Annotated in this window: 15 protein-coding genes; 6 read left to right on the top strand and 9 right to left on the bottom strand. The window is 72.8% G+C overall.

Features of this window, described 5'->3' with window-relative positions; genetic code table 11:
• Positions 1 to 62 precede the first annotated feature (62 nt).
• Genes AC5L36_RS22470 through AC5L36_RS22450 form a run of 5 tightly spaced genes read right to left on the bottom strand, consistent with a single transcriptional unit; the run spans position 63 to position 6,505 of the window.
• On the bottom strand, positions 63 to 1,817 hold the full coding sequence (locus tag AC5L36_RS22470; protein ID WP_441218658.1) for an FAD-dependent oxidoreductase: 1,755 nt from the start codon (positions 1,815 to 1,817) through the stop codon (positions 63 to 65).
• Positions 1,807 to 3,720, bottom strand: a complete 1,914-nt coding sequence (locus AC5L36_RS22465) for a maleylacetate reductase and hydroxyquinol 1,2-dioxygenase domain-containing protein (protein WP_441218657.1) — start codon at positions 3,718 to 3,720, stop codon at positions 1,807 to 1,809. Before AC5L36_RS22465 ends, AC5L36_RS22470 begins: the two co-directional genes overlap by 11 nt.
• Before the next feature lie 52 nt (positions 3,721 to 3,772).
• Complete coding sequence (locus tag AC5L36_RS22460; RefSeq protein ID WP_441218655.1) at positions 3,773 to 4,660, bottom strand: helix-turn-helix domain-containing protein; 888 nt, start codon at positions 4,658 to 4,660, stop codon at positions 3,773 to 3,775.
• A 41-nt stretch (positions 4,661 to 4,701) separates the two neighbouring features.
• Positions 4,702 to 5,568, bottom strand: coding sequence for an alpha/beta fold hydrolase (locus AC5L36_RS22455; RefSeq protein WP_441218653.1), 867 nt, complete (start codon positions 5,566 to 5,568; stop codon positions 4,702 to 4,704).
• The gene (locus tag AC5L36_RS22450; RefSeq protein ID WP_441218652.1) at positions 5,555 to 6,505 is read right to left on the bottom strand and encodes a LysR family transcriptional regulator; all 951 of its coding nucleotides are present in this window, start codon (positions 6,503 to 6,505) and stop codon (positions 5,555 to 5,557) included. Before AC5L36_RS22450 ends, AC5L36_RS22455 begins: the two co-directional genes overlap by 14 nt.
• Before the next feature lie 79 nt (positions 6,506 to 6,584).
• On the opposite strand from AC5L36_RS22450, the gene AC5L36_RS22445 reads away from it, so the two are divergent.
• Complete coding sequence (locus AC5L36_RS22445; protein WP_441218650.1) at positions 6,585 to 7,052, top strand: RidA family protein; 468 nt, start codon at positions 6,585 to 6,587, stop codon at positions 7,050 to 7,052.
• Positions 7,053 to 7,073: 21 nt separating this feature from the next.
• Positions 7,074 to 7,331, top strand: coding sequence for a hypothetical protein (locus AC5L36_RS22440; protein WP_441218648.1), 258 nt, complete (start codon positions 7,074 to 7,076; stop codon positions 7,329 to 7,331).
• A gap of 3 nt (positions 7,332 to 7,334) precedes the next feature.
• Here the strand turns inward: AC5L36_RS22440 and AC5L36_RS22435 are convergent, their stop codons facing one another.
• The 4 genes from AC5L36_RS22435 to AC5L36_RS22420 form a co-directional block, all read right to left on the bottom strand.
• Entirely contained in the window at positions 7,335 to 7,706 is a 372-nt protein-coding gene (locus tag AC5L36_RS22435) for a VOC family protein (protein ID WP_441218646.1), read from the bottom strand.
• A gap of 119 nt (positions 7,707 to 7,825) precedes the next feature.
• Positions 7,826 to 8,560 (bottom strand): phytanoyl-CoA dioxygenase family protein, encoded by a 735-nt coding sequence (locus tag AC5L36_RS22430; RefSeq protein WP_441218644.1) that lies wholly within the window; start codon positions 8,558 to 8,560, stop codon positions 7,826 to 7,828.
• An 80-nt stretch (positions 8,561 to 8,640) separates the two neighbouring features.
• Positions 8,641 to 9,525 (bottom strand): helix-turn-helix domain-containing protein, encoded by an 885-nt coding sequence (locus AC5L36_RS22425; RefSeq protein ID WP_441218643.1) that lies wholly within the window; start codon positions 9,523 to 9,525, stop codon positions 8,641 to 8,643.
• Between the two features lie 4 nt (positions 9,526 to 9,529).
• Positions 9,530 to 10,252 carry a FadR/GntR family transcriptional regulator gene (locus AC5L36_RS22420; RefSeq protein ID WP_441218641.1) on the bottom strand — a complete coding sequence of 241 codons (723 nt, stop codon included), beginning with the start codon at positions 10,250 to 10,252 and terminating at the stop codon, positions 9,530 to 9,532.
• Positions 10,253 to 10,361: 109 nt separating this feature from the next.
• On the opposite strand from AC5L36_RS22420, the gene AC5L36_RS22415 reads away from it, so the two are divergent.
• The 4 genes from AC5L36_RS22415 to AC5L36_RS22400 are packed head-to-tail and all read left to right on the top strand — an operon-like array spanning position 10,362 to position 14,099.
• On the top strand, positions 10,362 to 11,087 hold the full coding sequence (locus AC5L36_RS22415; RefSeq protein ID WP_441218639.1) for a FadR/GntR family transcriptional regulator: 726 nt from the start codon (positions 10,362 to 10,364) through the stop codon (positions 11,085 to 11,087).
• Positions 11,087 to 12,355, top strand: a complete 1,269-nt coding sequence (locus tag AC5L36_RS22410; protein ID WP_441218637.1) for an ABC transporter substrate-binding protein — start codon at positions 11,087 to 11,089, stop codon at positions 12,353 to 12,355. The genes AC5L36_RS22415 and AC5L36_RS22410 overlap by 1 nt, the downstream gene beginning before the upstream one ends.
• Positions 12,355 to 13,296, top strand: a complete 942-nt coding sequence (locus AC5L36_RS22405; RefSeq protein ID WP_441218635.1) for a carbohydrate ABC transporter permease — start codon at positions 12,355 to 12,357, stop codon at positions 13,294 to 13,296. Before AC5L36_RS22410 ends, AC5L36_RS22405 begins: the two co-directional genes overlap by 1 nt.
• Positions 13,293 to 14,099: a carbohydrate ABC transporter permease gene (locus AC5L36_RS22400; protein ID WP_441218633.1), complete on the top strand. Its 807-nt coding sequence runs from the start codon at positions 13,293 to 13,295 to the stop codon at positions 14,097 to 14,099. The genes AC5L36_RS22405 and AC5L36_RS22400 overlap by 4 nt, the downstream gene beginning before the upstream one ends.
• The last annotated feature ends 4 nt before the right edge of the window (positions 14,100 to 14,103 follow it).

The following is a 14,103-nucleotide window of genomic DNA, read 5'->3' as shown; positions in this document are numbered from 1 at the left end:
GTCGAAGCCCTGACGGGCGTCGCTTACCGGAGGGATACCCGCTGGCCGATCCGTCCAATCCGTCACGGACCCAGGCTGAGTACCTGGCGGAGGGCGTCACGGAGGGTAGTCGTCTCGTCGCGGGCGGCGGCGCGGGCGCGGAAGCAGACGTGGTTGTCGGGGCGGAGCAGCAGGCAGCCGCCGTCGTCGACCTCGCGGAGCCGGGCCCAGTCGCCGTACAGGTCCTCGTAGTCGGCGCCCGGCCCGATCGTCACCGCGGCGACCGGCACGCCGAGCTCGGCGCCGACCGCCGCCGCGGCGGCCACCCAGCCTTCGCCGCCGACGCCGGTCAGCACCGTGAACCGGCCCCGCCCACCCAGGTCCAGTGTGGATACCCGGGTGCGGTCGCGGCCGACCCAGGCGTGCGGCACCTTCGCGCCGGGCCAGGTGGTGGCCAGGTGGTGCAGCTCGTCGTCGCGGGGGTTCATCGGCGGCGGGGTGCCGTCCGGCACCACGGCGGTCGAGGCGTACCGCTGGTTGAGCTCGACACCCAGCGTGTTGAACTCGTAGTTCTTGAGCTCGATCGCCTCGCGCAGCTGCCGGCGCTGCTTCTCCGCGTCCGCGGTGGGCAGCTTGCGGGCGTCCATGTTGCGGCGCAGCTGCGCGTGGTCGCCGGTGGAGAGCAGGCCGAGCGCCTCGAAGATGCGGGCGGTCTCGCCGATGCTGCGGTTGGCGCGCTCGACGACCTGCCGGCCCACCGGGGCCCGCTCGGCCGAGTACGTGTCGAGCAGCTCCGGGCCGGCCGCGCCGTCCAGCACGAGCTTGAGCTTCCACGCCAGGTTGTACGCGTCCTGGATGGACGTGTTGGAGCCGAGCCCGTTCGACGGCGGGTGGCGGTGCACCGCGTCGCCGGCGCAGAAGACCCGTCCCCGGTGGTACGTCTCGGCGTACTGGTGGTTGACCGTCCACGTCGACGACGAGCGGATGGTGACCGGCACCGAGTCGTCGCCGATGAGGTGGTGCGCGATCCGGCGGGCGTACTCCTCGGTGAGGTCCGGCGGGGCGCCGTCGATGTCGTAGCCCCACACGATCAGCCACTCGTGCCACGGCCGCACGCAGCGGACCAGGCCCATGCCGATGCCGCCGACGTCCGAGCCGGTCTGGAGCACCCAGTAGAGCGTGCTGGGGCGGTACGCGGTGTACTTCGTGAGGTCGGCCTCGAAGACGATGTTGATGCTGCCGGCGACGCCCATCCGGCCCACCATCGGCAGCCCGATGTCCTCGGCCACCTTGCTCCGGCCGCCGTCGGTGCCGACGAGGTACTTCGCGCGGATCCGGTACTCGTCGCCGCGCAGCCGGTCGCGCACCGTCGCGGTGACCCCGTCCGGGTCCTGCTCCAGCGACAGGTACTCGGTCTGGTAGCGGAACGAGGTGCCGCGCGCGATCGCGTTCTCCACGAGCACCGGCTCCATCAGGTGCTGTGGCATGTCGCAGATCGCGCTCGGCGACGCGAGGTCGTGCTCGGCCTGGCGCAGCGGGTGCGTATACCAGGTGCGCAGCCGACCCAGCTCCTCGCCGGCGAGGCTGGAGCAGAAGACCGTGTCGCCCATCAGGTGCTGCGGGGTGGCCTTGGCGACCACCTTGTCCTCGATGCCGGCGTCGCGGAGCACCTCCATGGTGCGCTGGTTGGTGATGTGCGCGCGGGGTGTGTCGGAGAGCTGGCCGTACTTGGTCACCACGATGTTGGCGACGCCGTAGGTGCTCAGCAGCAGCGCGGCGGCGCCGCCGGCCGGACCGCTGCCGACCACCAGCACGTCGGTCTCGACGTCAGCGGGCATCGGAAACTCCTAAGTGGAAGGTGAACTCCACGCTCCGCCACTCCCCGTCGACCGCGCGGCCGTCCGGGGTGGGGCCGTGGCGCGCGGCGAAGTCGACGATCAGGTCGTCCTTGACGCCGAAGACGGTGTCCGAGTCGAGGTACGCGCCACCGGCGACGAAAAGCTGGGTGACGAGCCGCCGGTAGCCCGGTGCGGAGATCATGAAGTGCAGGTGTGGGGCCCGGTACTGGTGCCGGCCGGTGACCCGGAGCATCTGCCCGACCGGCCCGTCGTCCGGAATGGGGTACTCCGACGGCAGGATCGACCAGAAGGTGACCCGTCCCGACCCGTCGCTACGGAGGCGGGCGCGGAGCACCGGACCCTCCAGGTCGGGCAGCTGCACGTCGTAGAAACCGTCCTGGTTGGACTGCCACACGTCGACGACCGCGCCGGCCACGGGCGCGCCGTCCGGGCCGGCGATCCGCACGTCCGTCCAGAGTGGCACGCCGGGCAGCCCGCCCGAGATGTCCGTGCCGGGCGGCACCTCCGGCGGACCGTCCACGTAGAACGGACCGAGCACGGCGGACGGCGTGGTGTCCGGGGTGCGGGAGTTGGTGAGCACGTCGACCACACTGGACACCCCGAGCGTGTCGGAGAGCAGGATGAACTCCTGCCGCGTCGGGCCGCTCACCTGTCCGGTGCGGGTCAGGAAGTCGATCGCGGCCCGCCACTCCGCCTCGGTGACGTCGTTCTCCCGGACGTACGCGTGCAGGTGCCGGACCAGGGCGCCGAGCAGCTCGCCGACCCGCCGGTCGGGCGCCTTGGCGAAGCTGGCCACGACCTGTTCGGTGAGCTGTCCGGTCACGGCCGGCGGGCGCGTACCGCGCCAGGCGGCGGTCAGCAGGGCGAGGACGCCGGCCGGCGTGACCTCGCGCGGGTTCGGGTAGGGCTTTCCGGTCGCCTCTTCGGCCGCCGCCGTCAGGTCCGGCTCCGCGAGCCCCAGCGCGGCGAGGGAGGTCGGGCCGCCCAGGCCTGCCACGAGGTCGTACATGCCGGCCGGCGCGTCCGCCACACCCATAGCGGACGCGATCCGCCGCATCGCGTCCGGCGCCGCGGGCGCGTTGTAGGCCATGGCGTGCGGCAGCACCACCGTGTGCGTCTCCGCGTGCGGCAGGCCGAACGAGCCGCCGAGCACGTGGCAGAGCTTGTGATGCAGGCCCATGCCGACCGTGCCGAGGCACATGCCGGCCAACCACGCGCCGGTGAGCGCGTCCGCCCGCGCGTCGAGGTCGTCCGGCCGGTCGGCGATCCGGGGCAGCGCGCCGGCGATCAGCGCCACCGCCCGCAGCGCGTAGGTGTCCACCACCGGGTTGGCCTGCGGGGCGTAGAGCGCCTCGACCGCGTGGGCGAGCGCGTTGACGCCGCTGGTGACCGAGAGCGCCACCGGCAGGCCGAGCGTCAGCTCCACGTCGTACACGACGGCGGCCGGCACGATCGCCGGCGAGCTGCGCGTGGTCTTGGCACCGCCGGCGGTCTCGCCGAGGACCGGCGTCATCTCCGAGCCGGCGTACGTGGTGGGCACCGCGACCTGCGGCAGCCCGGTGCGGTCGGCGAGCGCCTTGCCGAGGCCGGTGCTGGAGCCGCCGCCGATCGAGACGAGGCAGTCGGCGCTGTGCTCGCGCGCCACGGTGAGGGCCCGCTCGGTGACTTCCACCGGGGTGTGCATGGCGGCGCCGTCGAAGCGGGCCGCCGCGAGCGGGCCGAGCACCCCAACCGCCCGGTCCGCGACCGCGGCCAGCTCCGGCGTGGTCAGGATCAGCGGCCGGGTGCCGCCGAGCCGTTCGACCTCGGCGCGCAGCCGGTCGAGCGTGCCCGCGCCGAAGACCACCCGGGCCGGATGCGCCGTGAACTCGAACGACCGCATGGCTCAGTGTGCGACGGGCGTGGCGGTGCGGTCCTGCATGTTTCCGCTGTCGTCACTGCACGAAACGCTCGCGGCGGATCGCGGCCGGCGTGGTGTGCAGGTGGGCCTTGAGGACGCGGGTGAGGTGCTCCTGGTGGGAGAAGCCGCACCGCAGCGCCACCTCGGCGATCGGCACGACGGTGTCGCGCAGCAGCTCACAGGCGGCGTCGACGCGCCGCCGGACGAGAAACTGGTGCGGCGTGAGGCCGGTGCGGGTCTTGAACTGCCGGGCGAACTGGCTGACGCTCAGCCCCGCCGCGCCGGCCATCGCGCGCAGCGGCACCGGCTGGCCCAGGCGCGCCTCCACGAGGTCGCGCACGGCCGCCCACTGCCGCTCGCTCAGCCCGGCCCGGCTGGGCGGCACGGGGCCGGGCCGCGGGGTCACGCTGTGCGCGCGGGCGAGCTGCGCGGCGAGCGCGTGCCCGAGGTGGTCGACGTACGTGCGCGCGGACGGCTCCCAGTGCCGCAGCACCCCGTCGAGCGTCAGCAGCAGCTGCTCCAGCAGCGGGTCGAGGCTGCCCAGCTCCTCGGCCAGCTCGACCGCCGCCGCGCCGTCGTGCACCTCCTGGAGCGTCTCGTCGGTGAGGTACGCGTGCACGGTGTCGAGCTGGCCGCCGAGCTCGACGGTCAGGTCCTTGCCGGCCGGGTGCACGAAGAGGCCGCCGGGCGGGACCGTGCGCGAGCGGGTCAGCCCGAGGTGCCCGCGGCGCACGGTCACCGGCCCGTTGAGGTGCAGGATGACCAGGTGGCTGCGGGCACCGTCGAACGACGCCCGGTAGGGACGCTCGCACTGGGTCGAGACGTACAGGTGCTCCCAACCCAGGCCCGAGCTGGTGCGCGAGGGACGCACCCACGGCTGGCGGAGGATGCCGTTAGTGTCCTGTACGGTCAGCTCCTCCATGACCCTGACATAACCCCGATCCGCAGATCAGGTCAAGGGCATCAGCTCTCGCCGAGCACCTTCCGCAGGGCCACGGCGAAGCCGGCCGGGTCGCCGCCCATGCCGAACTCCGGCGGCAGGTAGGCGCCGTGGTGGCCGGGGAGGGTGACCGGCTCGGTGCCGAGTCGTGCCGCCACACCCAGGCCGCCGCGGCAGGCCAGCTCCTGACCCGACTCGGCGCCCACCGCGACCACGATCCGCGTCGACGCGGCGGCGAGCGCGTCGAAGTCCGGCTGGTAGTGGGTACACGTGATGAGGTTTTGGGCGAGCAGCGGGTCGTCGCGCGTGCCGTCGTCCTCGGTCGGCAGCCCGAAGGTGGCCGGATCCGGCCCGGGGCGCTCGGTGTAGTCCGCCGGCACCAGCCCGTCGTACATCGTCAGAGCGATGAACTTCGCCATCGCCGGGCCGAAACCGTCCCGCAGGTACGTGGTGCGGACGTCCTGGATGGCGGCCAGCGCCGCCTCGCGGTCTTCGAGCAGCTGGGCGGCCGGCGGCTCGTGCGCCACCAGCGTGCGCACCTGCTCCGGGTGGCGGGCCACCAGGGCGAGCGCGTTGATCGCGCCGCCGCTGCTGGCGAAGACCTCGACCGGCCCGCCGCCGACCGCGGCGATCACCCGGCGCACGTCGTCGGCGTGCTGCTCGGGCGTGCACTCGCCGCTCTCCGTCCGCTGGCTGCGGCCGGTGCCGCGCGGGTCGTAGGTCACGACCGTGCGGTCCGGGAACTGGTCGGCCAGGGCCGCGAACCCGCTGGCGTCCATCGGTGAGCCGAACATCAGCAGGGGCGGCTCGGTGCTCGCCGCGGCGGTGCGCACGTCGTAGGTGACGGTGGCGCCGGGCGCGTCGACGGTGCGGGTCTCAGGGCTGTTCATGATTTCTCCTTCGTGAGCTTGCCGGGTTAGACGGCCCGGCGCCCGCGAACTCATCGGCCGCCGCGCGGAGGTGGGTGAGAAACCGCTCCACGGCGGGCGGGACGCCGCGGCCGGCGCGGGTCGCGGCGTAGACCCGGCGCACCGACTCGTCGGCGGCGTGCAAGCGGAGCAGCGCGATGTCGGCGGGTGTGCCGCGGACGGCGAGGGCCGGCACGAGCGCGACGCCGAGGCCGGCGGCGACCAGGCCGAGCTTGCCGGTCCACTCGGCCGCCACGAGGTCGATCCGCGGCCGGAAGCCGCTGGGCAGGCTGGCCCGCAGCAGCGTCTCCTCGGCCGTCGCGGAGCCCACGACGAACGCGTCGCCGGCCAGGTCGGCGAGGCGCACCGTGCGCCGCCGGGCCAGCCGGTGGTCGCGCGGGACCGCCACGAGCAGCCGCTCGTCGAGCAGGTGGTGCAGGTCGAAACCGGATCCGGGCGCCAGGCCCGCGGGCGACGAGCTCACGACCGCCACATCCGCGTCTCCGGCCTCCAGCCGATCCAGGAGTACCGGCGTCAAGCCCTCCACAAGGGACAGTGCCACCTCCGGGAAAGCGGTGCGGAAGGAGGCGAGCGCCCGCGGGACGAGCGCCGCGACGGCGGTGGGGAACGCGCCGACCCGCAGCCGGCCGCCGCCCAGGCCGCGCAGGGCGTCGAGGTCGCGCCGCGCGGCGGAGAGCCGGTCGAGGACCGCCTCCGCGTGCGGGAGTATCGCCCGCCCCTCCTCGGTGAGCGCCACGCCGCGCGGCAGCCGGTCGAAGACCCGCGCGCCGACCTCCGCCTCCAGCGCGGCGATCTGGCGCGAGACGGCCGACTGGGTGAAGCGAAGCTCGCGGGCGGCGGCGGTGATCGACCCGAGCCGCGCGACCGCTCGGAACACCTCCAGCAGCCGCGTCTCCACGCACACATGCTAGCCGCGCATGGCAGTGATGCTAGACATTCGTTGGACGCATGCGGGCGGCCGCCCTAGCGTGGTCGCCGTGAACCTGACCCTGGACAACCCGGACGGCGTGGGCGCGCCGTTCGGCGACCGCTTCGCCCACGTGGCCCGCCTGGACACCGGCGGCGGTGGGGCGCTGCTGATGCTCGCCGGCCAGGTCGCCGTCGACGACGCGGGCGAGGTGGTCGCGCCCGGCGACGCCGGTGCCCAGGCGGAGCGGATCTTCGAGATCGTCGAGGGGATCCTCGCCGCACACGGTGCCTCGCTCGCCGACGTCGCGCACATCCGCACGTTCATGACCGACCTGGACGACCTGCCCGCGTACGGAGCGGTCCGGCGCGCCCGCTTCCCGGCCGCGCCGGCGACCGTCCCGCCGGCCAGCACCACGGTCAAGGTCAGCCGGCTGTTCCTGCCCGGGGCGGTGCTGGAGGTGGAGGTCACCGCCGCGGTCCGTCCTCCCGCGGGGGGACAGCGGGATACCTCCGCGGGGCGTTCCGGGCGAGCGTGACCCGCCCATACCGTCGACGCCATGACCAATCCGGCTCCCTCCGGCCGGCCACCGCTGGCCGTGGTGTCGCTCGGGCTCGGCGCCGTCGCCATCCCGACGCTGTTCTGCTTCGGCCTCGGCATCCCGCTGGGCCTGGCCGCCGTGGTCACCGGGGTCGTCGCGTTCGCGCGCGAGCGGGGCCGCCCGGGCGGTGGCGCCGGCCGCGCCGCCGGCGGCGTCGCGCTGGGCCTGCTCGCGCTGGCGGGTGCCGCCGTGCTCGTCCTCCGCCCGGACGGGTGAGCGTCACCCGGCCGGTGCCCGGGTCGCCACGATCACGCGGTTGCCGTCCGGGTCGGTGACGGTGGCCATGCGCTCGCCCCACGGCTGGTCGGCCGGCTCCTGGAGCACCGGCACACCGGCGGCGCGGAGGCGGTCGACCGCCGCGTCGCAGTCGCCGGCGTAGACCCAGAGGGTGACCCGGTCGTTGACCAGGTCGCCCGGCTGGTCCTGACGGCCGATGCCCAGGTGGGAGCGGCCGAGGTCGACCGCGACGTAAGCCGGCTCGCCCTCCGGCGGAAACTGGTACGTCACCGTGCCGCCCAGCAGGTCGCGGTAGAAGCCCAGCGCGGCGGGCAGGTCGCGCGCGGTCAGGATCGGGAAGATCTCGTCGAACATCGTTTACCTCCTACCCGATGACGAGTGGCGCGGTGCCCGATTCGACAAGCCCCGGCCGATCGGCCCGGGCGGGCGGCCGGGGCCCCGTCGAGGTCGCCGGCGACACCGCCGGCCGCCATCTACTGGACCGGGTTGCCGGCGAGGTTGCGGCCGCGCGCGTGCCACAGCAGGTGACCCTTGTTGCGCGGGTGGTCGGGGTCGAAGCGCAGCTCCTGGGAGAAGTACCGGATCGTGTAACCCGCCCGGCGGCGCGGGCTGCGGTTGGCCGTGGCGCCGTGGATGATGCGGGCGTCGTGCAGCGAGCATTGGTTGGCGTCGAGCTCGAAGTCGACGGCCTTGGCCTCGTCGACGTCGCCCTGGACCACGCGGTCGAAGGAGTTCGTGTCCGGATCGGCAAACTCGTACTCGCGGCCCGCGCTCAGGTGGCTGCCGGGCAGCACGCGCATGCAGCCGTTCTCCCGGTCGACCGGGTCGAGCGCCAGCCACACCGTGGCGATGCGGTCCATGCGGTCGAAGCGGTCCTGCCAGAAGTACGAGTCCTCGTGCCACGGCGTGGCCCGCCCGCTGTACGCCTCCTTGGACAGGAACGCGCTTGCGAACAGCCCGATGTCCGGGCCGATCACCGGTTCGACGAGGTCGAGCAGCTCGTCGGCGAGGAGGAAGTCGAGCAGCCGCGGGTCGCGCTGGTGCGGCATGTCCAGCTCGCCGCTGTCGCCGCGGGAGGCGCCGGCCAGGTGCTCCTCGAAGACGGCCTTGAGGCGGGCGAACGACTCGGCCGGCAGGACGGGTTGGCGATACAGGACGTAGCCGTCGGTGCGAAACCGATCGGCTTGCTGAGTGGTCAGTCTGCTCATGCCGGAAAGCCTGCGCCACCAGCGGGCCGGCGTCTTTGGACCAGCCGGCCACCTGATTGGCAGATCAGGACATCGGCAGGTCAGGACACGGAGAGCACCGGCCGGAGGTCGGCGGCGGCCCGGAAGCGGCCCGGGGGAGCGCCCAGCCGGCGGGTGAACGCGCGGGTGAAGCCGGCCACGTCGCCGTAGCCGACCGCCGCCGCGACCCGCTTGATCGGCAGGTCGGTGCGGACCAGCAGGGCGGCCGCGTGGTCGAGCCGGGTGTGCTCCACGTATCCGGCCGGGGACTGTCCGACGTGGACGGCGAAGAGCCGGGAGAGCTGCCGCGGCGAGAGGTGCACGTGGCGGGCCAGCTCCTCGACCGGCAGCGGGCGGTCGAGGTTGTCCTGCACGTACCGCAGGACGAGCCGGACCGCGGCGGCTCCCGCGTCGGGCGCGGCGGCCGCCCGCGGCCGCAGGCTCTCCGCACCCGCCTGGGCGAGCGCGACGAGCAGCGCCCGCGCGACCGCCGCGGTGGCCGCCTCCTGGCCCGGCAGCGCCGGCCCGCCGCCGGTCGCCCGCAGCGCCGCCCACAGCGCGGCCACCCGGTCGTGTGCGTCGTGGGCGAGGGGCCGGGCCGACCCGGCGAACGCCTCGAAGAGCGCCGCGACGTCACCGTCGCCTTCGGACAGTCGCAGGTGGAACGCGACCCACGCGAGCCGGATGCCCGGCGCGCGGCGACTGACGATCCGGTGCGGTACGCCCGGCCGCGCGAACAGCAGCGAGCCCGGCCCGATCGCGTGGGTGCGGCCGTCCACGGTGAACTCGCCGGTGCCGTCCTCGACCCAGCACACCTCGTAGTACGTGTGGCGGTGCGGCGGGTTGACGACCGTGTCGGCCATCTCCGCCCAGTGGTAGACGTCGACGTCCACCGGGCCGAGGCGGATGGCGCCCGGTCCGGCGTTCAGGAGGTCGGTCCACCCCACGCGCCTACCCCTCCAGGGCCCGGGTGACCACGCGCCGCACGTCGCGCAGGTGCTCGACCATCAGCCGGCGGGCCTTCACCGGGGTGCGCCCGCGCACCGCCGCCAGGATCGCCAGGTGGACGTGGTGGTCGTGGTCGCGGTCGCCGTACAGCGCCTGGATGTGCCGCTGCTCCTCGTCGTGCAGGTCGATGAGCGAGTCGAGCACCTGGGCCAGCGCGGGGTTGCCGGCCAGCCGGCCGAGCGTGCGGTGGAAGGCCATGTTGGCGGCGTGCAGCGCCGCGTCCTGACCAAGTGAGCGCCCGGCCCGGTCGAGGCTCGCGGCGAGCTCGTCGAGCTGGGCGTCGGTGGCGCGCCGGGCGGCCGCCTCGGCCAGGTGCGGCTCGATCAGCTCGCGCGCCTCCAGCAGGTCGAGGATCGCGGTGGCGTCGAGGCGCAGCCGGTTGGGGTTCGCCATGATCAGCCGGGACAGGTCGGCGCGCACGTACACGCCGGAACCGTGCCGCATCTCGACGGCGCCGGTGGCCTCGAGGCGGCGCAGCGCCTCGCGCAGGGTCGGTGTGGCGACGAGGAAGCGCTCGGAGAGCGCCCGGTTGGACGGCAGGCGATCGCCGGGGCGCAGCCCCTCGTCGCGGATGTGGGCCAGGATCCGGTCGGTCACCTCGTCGAGGAGCTTTCGCCTGGCCACGGGCGCCGCGGCGCCGCGCGAAACGGACATGGGGGTGGACACGGGCTCATTCTCTCGCTGGTTCGAGATCAAGGTCTAGACACCAGGTGAGCAAGTCATCTAATCTCTTGCTCACTTTTAACAGGTGGGAAACATACCGCGAGGAGGGGTCGTGACGGTAGCGGACGACGAGTTGCTGCGCCGGAGCCTTTCCGACGCGCTCATCGGTCGCGTCGTCGACCTCATCCGCACGGAAGGGCTCGGGCCGGGCGACCGGCTCCCCTCGGCGCGGGTGCTGGCCGAGCGCTTCGCGGTGGCGACGCCGACCATCCGGGAGGCGCTGCGCCAGCTCCAGGCCACCGGCGCGATCGACATCCGGCACGGCTCCGGCATGTACGTGAACGCCGCGCTGGACCGGGTCGTCATCGCCAACCCCAACCTGCCCACCCTGGACGCCGAGCGGCTCGTCGAGCTGCTCGACGCCCGGCTGCTGGTCGAGCCGTACCTGGCCGGCCTGGCGGCGCGCCACCGCAGCCCGGCCACCACGGCGGCGCTGCGCCGTTCCCTCGATGCGGCGGAGCAGCACCTGGCCGGGGACGACACGCGGCTGCACGAGGCCAACATGGCCTTCCACCGCGCCGTCGCCACCGCGAGCGGCCACCGCATCCTGCACGAAGTGCTCGACTCGCTGCTCTCGGTGCACGCCGGCGAGCAGCGCGAGATCCTGCACATATTCGACGACCGGTCCCGTGACCACGAGGAGCACCGGTCCGTCCTGGCCGCTATCGAGGCCGGCTCCGAGGAGCGGGCCACTCGACTGATGCGGCGACACCTGGAGGACGTGGCGGACGTGGTCGCGCGCCGCCTGTCCACTCTCGACGAATCTCACGAAAGGTGATGTCCGTGCGGGCACGCGTACTCACCGCTCTGGTCGCCGCCGCGTCGCTGGCGCTGACCGCATGTGGCGGCGACTCCGGCGACGACAACGGCGGCGGCGGTGGCGGCAAGACCGAGCTGAAGCTGTACAACGACAAGGGCGCCTGGAGCCCGTTCTTCGAAGAACTGGGCAAGCTGAGCAAGCAGCAGATCGGCATCGGCATGACGCCGGTCGGCTACACCGACGAGCCGACGTACTCGGCGTTCATCAAGGCGTCCTTCCGCACCAACGAGAAGCCGGACCTGTTCACCTGGTCGACCGGCGGGCGGCTCCAGGAGATCGTCGAGGCCGGGCAGGTGGCCGAGACGACCGACCTGTGGAAGGAGGCGATCGCCGCCGGCGACCTCTCCAAGGAGCTGGAGGAGACCTACACGTACGGCGGCAAGCAGTACTGCGTGCCGCTGAACATCTCCTACTGGGTGATGTTCTACAACAAGAAGGTCTACGACGAGGCCGGCCTCAAGCCGCCGACGACCTGGGCGGAGCTGATGTCCAACGCGGACAAGCTCAAGGCCAAGGGCGTCACGCCGTTCTACCAGACCTCCGTGCTGTTCAGCTTCGTGTGGTTCCAGCAGCTGCTGATCGGCACCAACCCGGACCTGTACAACAAGCTCGCGACCGGCGAGGCCAAGTACACCGACCCCGGCGTGGTGGCCGTCATGGAGCGGTGGAAGCAGATGATCGACGGCGGCTACTTCTCCGACGCGGGTAGCAAGGAGGACCCGGCCGTCCAGCTCAAGTCCGGCAAGACCGCGATGGGCATCTTCGGCACCTGGTTCAACACGAGCATGACCCAGCAGGGGCTCAAGCCCGGCACCGACTACGGCATGTTCACGATCCCCAACGTCGACCCGGCGCAGAGCAAGGTGACGATGGCGTTCGAGAGCGGTCCACTGTGCTCGCTCGCCAAGGCGCCGGACACCAAGGCCAGCGACGACTACATGAAGTGGTGGGTGCGGCAGCCGGCGCAGGAGAAGTGGGCCAACAGCCGCGGCGACGTCTCCGCCAACCCCAAGGTGAGCATCCCTGACCCAGGGCTCAGCGCGATCGCGAAGTCGGCCGGCGCCGGCGAGTACACGCTCGCCAACCGGTACTTCGAGGCCGCGCCCGCGCCGGTGCTGACCGCCGCGCTGGACGCGTTCGGCGCGTTCATGGTCAAGCCGGACAGCTACATGAAACAGCTGGAGAACATCCAGAAGGCGGCCGACGAGTACTGGAAGGGCCGCTGATGTCGGTCGCCACGGCGACCCCGGTCAACTCCCCGGCGGCTCCGGCCGCCGGGGGGCGGGCCAAGCGCGGTGATCGCGGGGCCCGGTGGGGTGCGCTGGGCTTCGTCTCGCCGGCGGTCCTCCTCGTCGCCGTGCTGCTCTACGCGCCCTTCCTCTACACGGTGGTGCTGAGCTTCACCGACTACGACGGGCTCAACTCGCCACAGTGGATCGGGATCGACAACTTCACCCGCTTCTTCGACGACCCGGCCCTGACCACCTCGCTGCGCAACACGCTCATGTGGGTGGTCGGCACGACGGTCGTGCCGGTGGCCCTCGGCCTGCTGGTGGCCGTGCTCAGCTTCGGCATCAAGGGCGGCACCTGGCTGCGGCTGCCGTTCATGCTGCCGTACGCGCTGTCCGGCGCCGGCCTCGCGGTCATCTGGGGCTTCATCCTCCAGAGTGGAGGCGCGGCCAACGACATCCTCGGCTTCCTGCACCTGCCCGGGGCGGAGACGTCGTTCCTCCAGGAGGAGCCGTGGAACACCCTCGGCATGATCGTCGCCTGGACGTGGCAGCAGACCGGCGTCAACGCGCTGCTCTTCCTCGTCGGCCTCCAGTCGATCCCGAAGGAGCCGCTCGAGGCGGCCCGGCTCGACGGCGCCAACGGCTGGTCGCTCTTCCGGCACGTCACCTGGCCGCTGCTCGCTCCACTCACGACGGTCGTGGTCGGGCTGGCGCTGGTGGCCAGCCTCAAGACGTTCGACATCGTGTGGGTGATGACCCAGGGCGGCCCGGGCCGCAACTCGGAGACCCTCGCCGTGACGATGTACCGGGACGCGTTCGTCTCCGGCGAGTACGGCTACGGCTCCGCGGTCGCGCTCGTGCTGACGCTCACCACGGGCGCGGTCACGCTGGCCTACCTGCGCCGCCAGGTCAAGTCACGGGAGGCCCTCGGATGATCCGCAGACTCGTCCTCGGCGCCATGGGTCTGGTGTGGCTGATCCCGGTGTACCTGCTGCTGGTCAACGCCTTCCGGCCCAGCACCCAGTACGACGCGGACCGGATCTGGGTGCCGGACGCGGACTTCGGCTTCTTCGACAACGTCAAGCTCGCCTGGGACGCCGCCGGGCTCGGCCCCAGCATCCTCAGCACGCTGCTCTACAGCGCGGTCTCGCCGCTCGCCGCGGTGGTCGTCGGTGCGATGGCCGGCTTCGCCATCGTGGTGCTGCGCCTGAAGGCCGGCTTCTGGTGGTTCATGCTGCTGTTCGGCGGCACCATCTTCCCCATCCAGATGCTGGTGATCCCGCTGTTCATCAGCTACAGCAGCGCCGACCTGTACGACCGGCGGCTCGGCCTGGTGCTCGTCTACACGGCGGTCTGCGTGCCGCTCGCCGCGCTCGTCATGCGCAGCTTCTTCACCGGCGTCGCGTACACCATCTACGAGGCGGCCCGCGTCGACGGCGCGTCGGTGTGGCGCATCTTCTGGCGGGTGTACCTGCCGCTCGCCGTGCCGGCGCTGAGCGCGGTGGCGATCCTGGAGTTCGCGTTCGTCTGGAACGACCTGCTCTTCGGCCTCACCCTGTCGCAGAACGAGACCGTGCGGCCGGTGATGACGGCGCTCTCCTCGCTCTCCAGCGCCTACTCCGGGTCGACGGTGCCGGTCGTGCTCGCCGCCGGCCTGGTCATGTCGCTGCCCACCGTGCTCGTGTTCCTCGGCGCCCAGCGCATCTTCGCCCGGGGCCTGACCCTGGGCCAGTACTGACGAA

This window comes from Phytohabitans sp. LZ39 (genome assembly GCF_059359075.1).
This window is presented reverse-complemented; position numbering and strand designations above follow the sequence as displayed.

Excerpts from the sequence above, each read along its gene's own strand:
- AC5L36_RS22440 (WP_441218648.1), top strand. The coding sequence starts at position 7,074 with ATGACCAATCCGGCTCCCTCCGGCCGGCCACCGCTGGCCGTGGTGTCG.
- AC5L36_RS22465 (WP_441218657.1), bottom strand. The coding sequence starts at position 3,720 with ATGCGGTCGTTCGAGTTCACGGCGCATCCGGCCCGGGTGGTCTTCGGC.
- AC5L36_RS22470 (WP_441218658.1), bottom strand. The coding sequence starts at position 1,817 with ATGCCCGCTGACGTCGAGACCGACGTGCTGGTGGTCGGCAGCGGTCCG.
- AC5L36_RS22435 (WP_441218646.1), bottom strand. The coding sequence starts at position 7,706 with ATGTTCGACGAGATCTTCCCGATCCTGACCGCGCGCGACCTGCCCGCC.
- AC5L36_RS22410 (WP_441218637.1), top strand. The coding sequence starts at position 11,087 with ATGTCCGTGCGGGCACGCGTACTCACCGCTCTGGTCGCCGCCGCGTCG.
- AC5L36_RS22405 (WP_441218635.1), top strand. The coding sequence starts at position 12,355 with ATGTCGGTCGCCACGGCGACCCCGGTCAACTCCCCGGCGGCTCCGGCC.
- AC5L36_RS22430 (WP_441218644.1), bottom strand. The coding sequence starts at position 8,560 with ATGAGCAGACTGACCACTCAGCAAGCCGATCGGTTTCGCACCGACGGC.
- AC5L36_RS22460 (WP_441218655.1), bottom strand. The coding sequence starts at position 4,660 with ATGGAGGAGCTGACCGTACAGGACACTAACGGCATCCTCCGCCAGCCG.
- AC5L36_RS22455 (WP_441218653.1), bottom strand. The coding sequence starts at position 5,568 with ATGAACAGCCCTGAGACCCGCACCGTCGACGCGCCCGGCGCCACCGTC.
- AC5L36_RS22400 (WP_441218633.1), top strand. The coding sequence starts at position 13,293 with ATGATCCGCAGACTCGTCCTCGGCGCCATGGGTCTGGTGTGGCTGATC.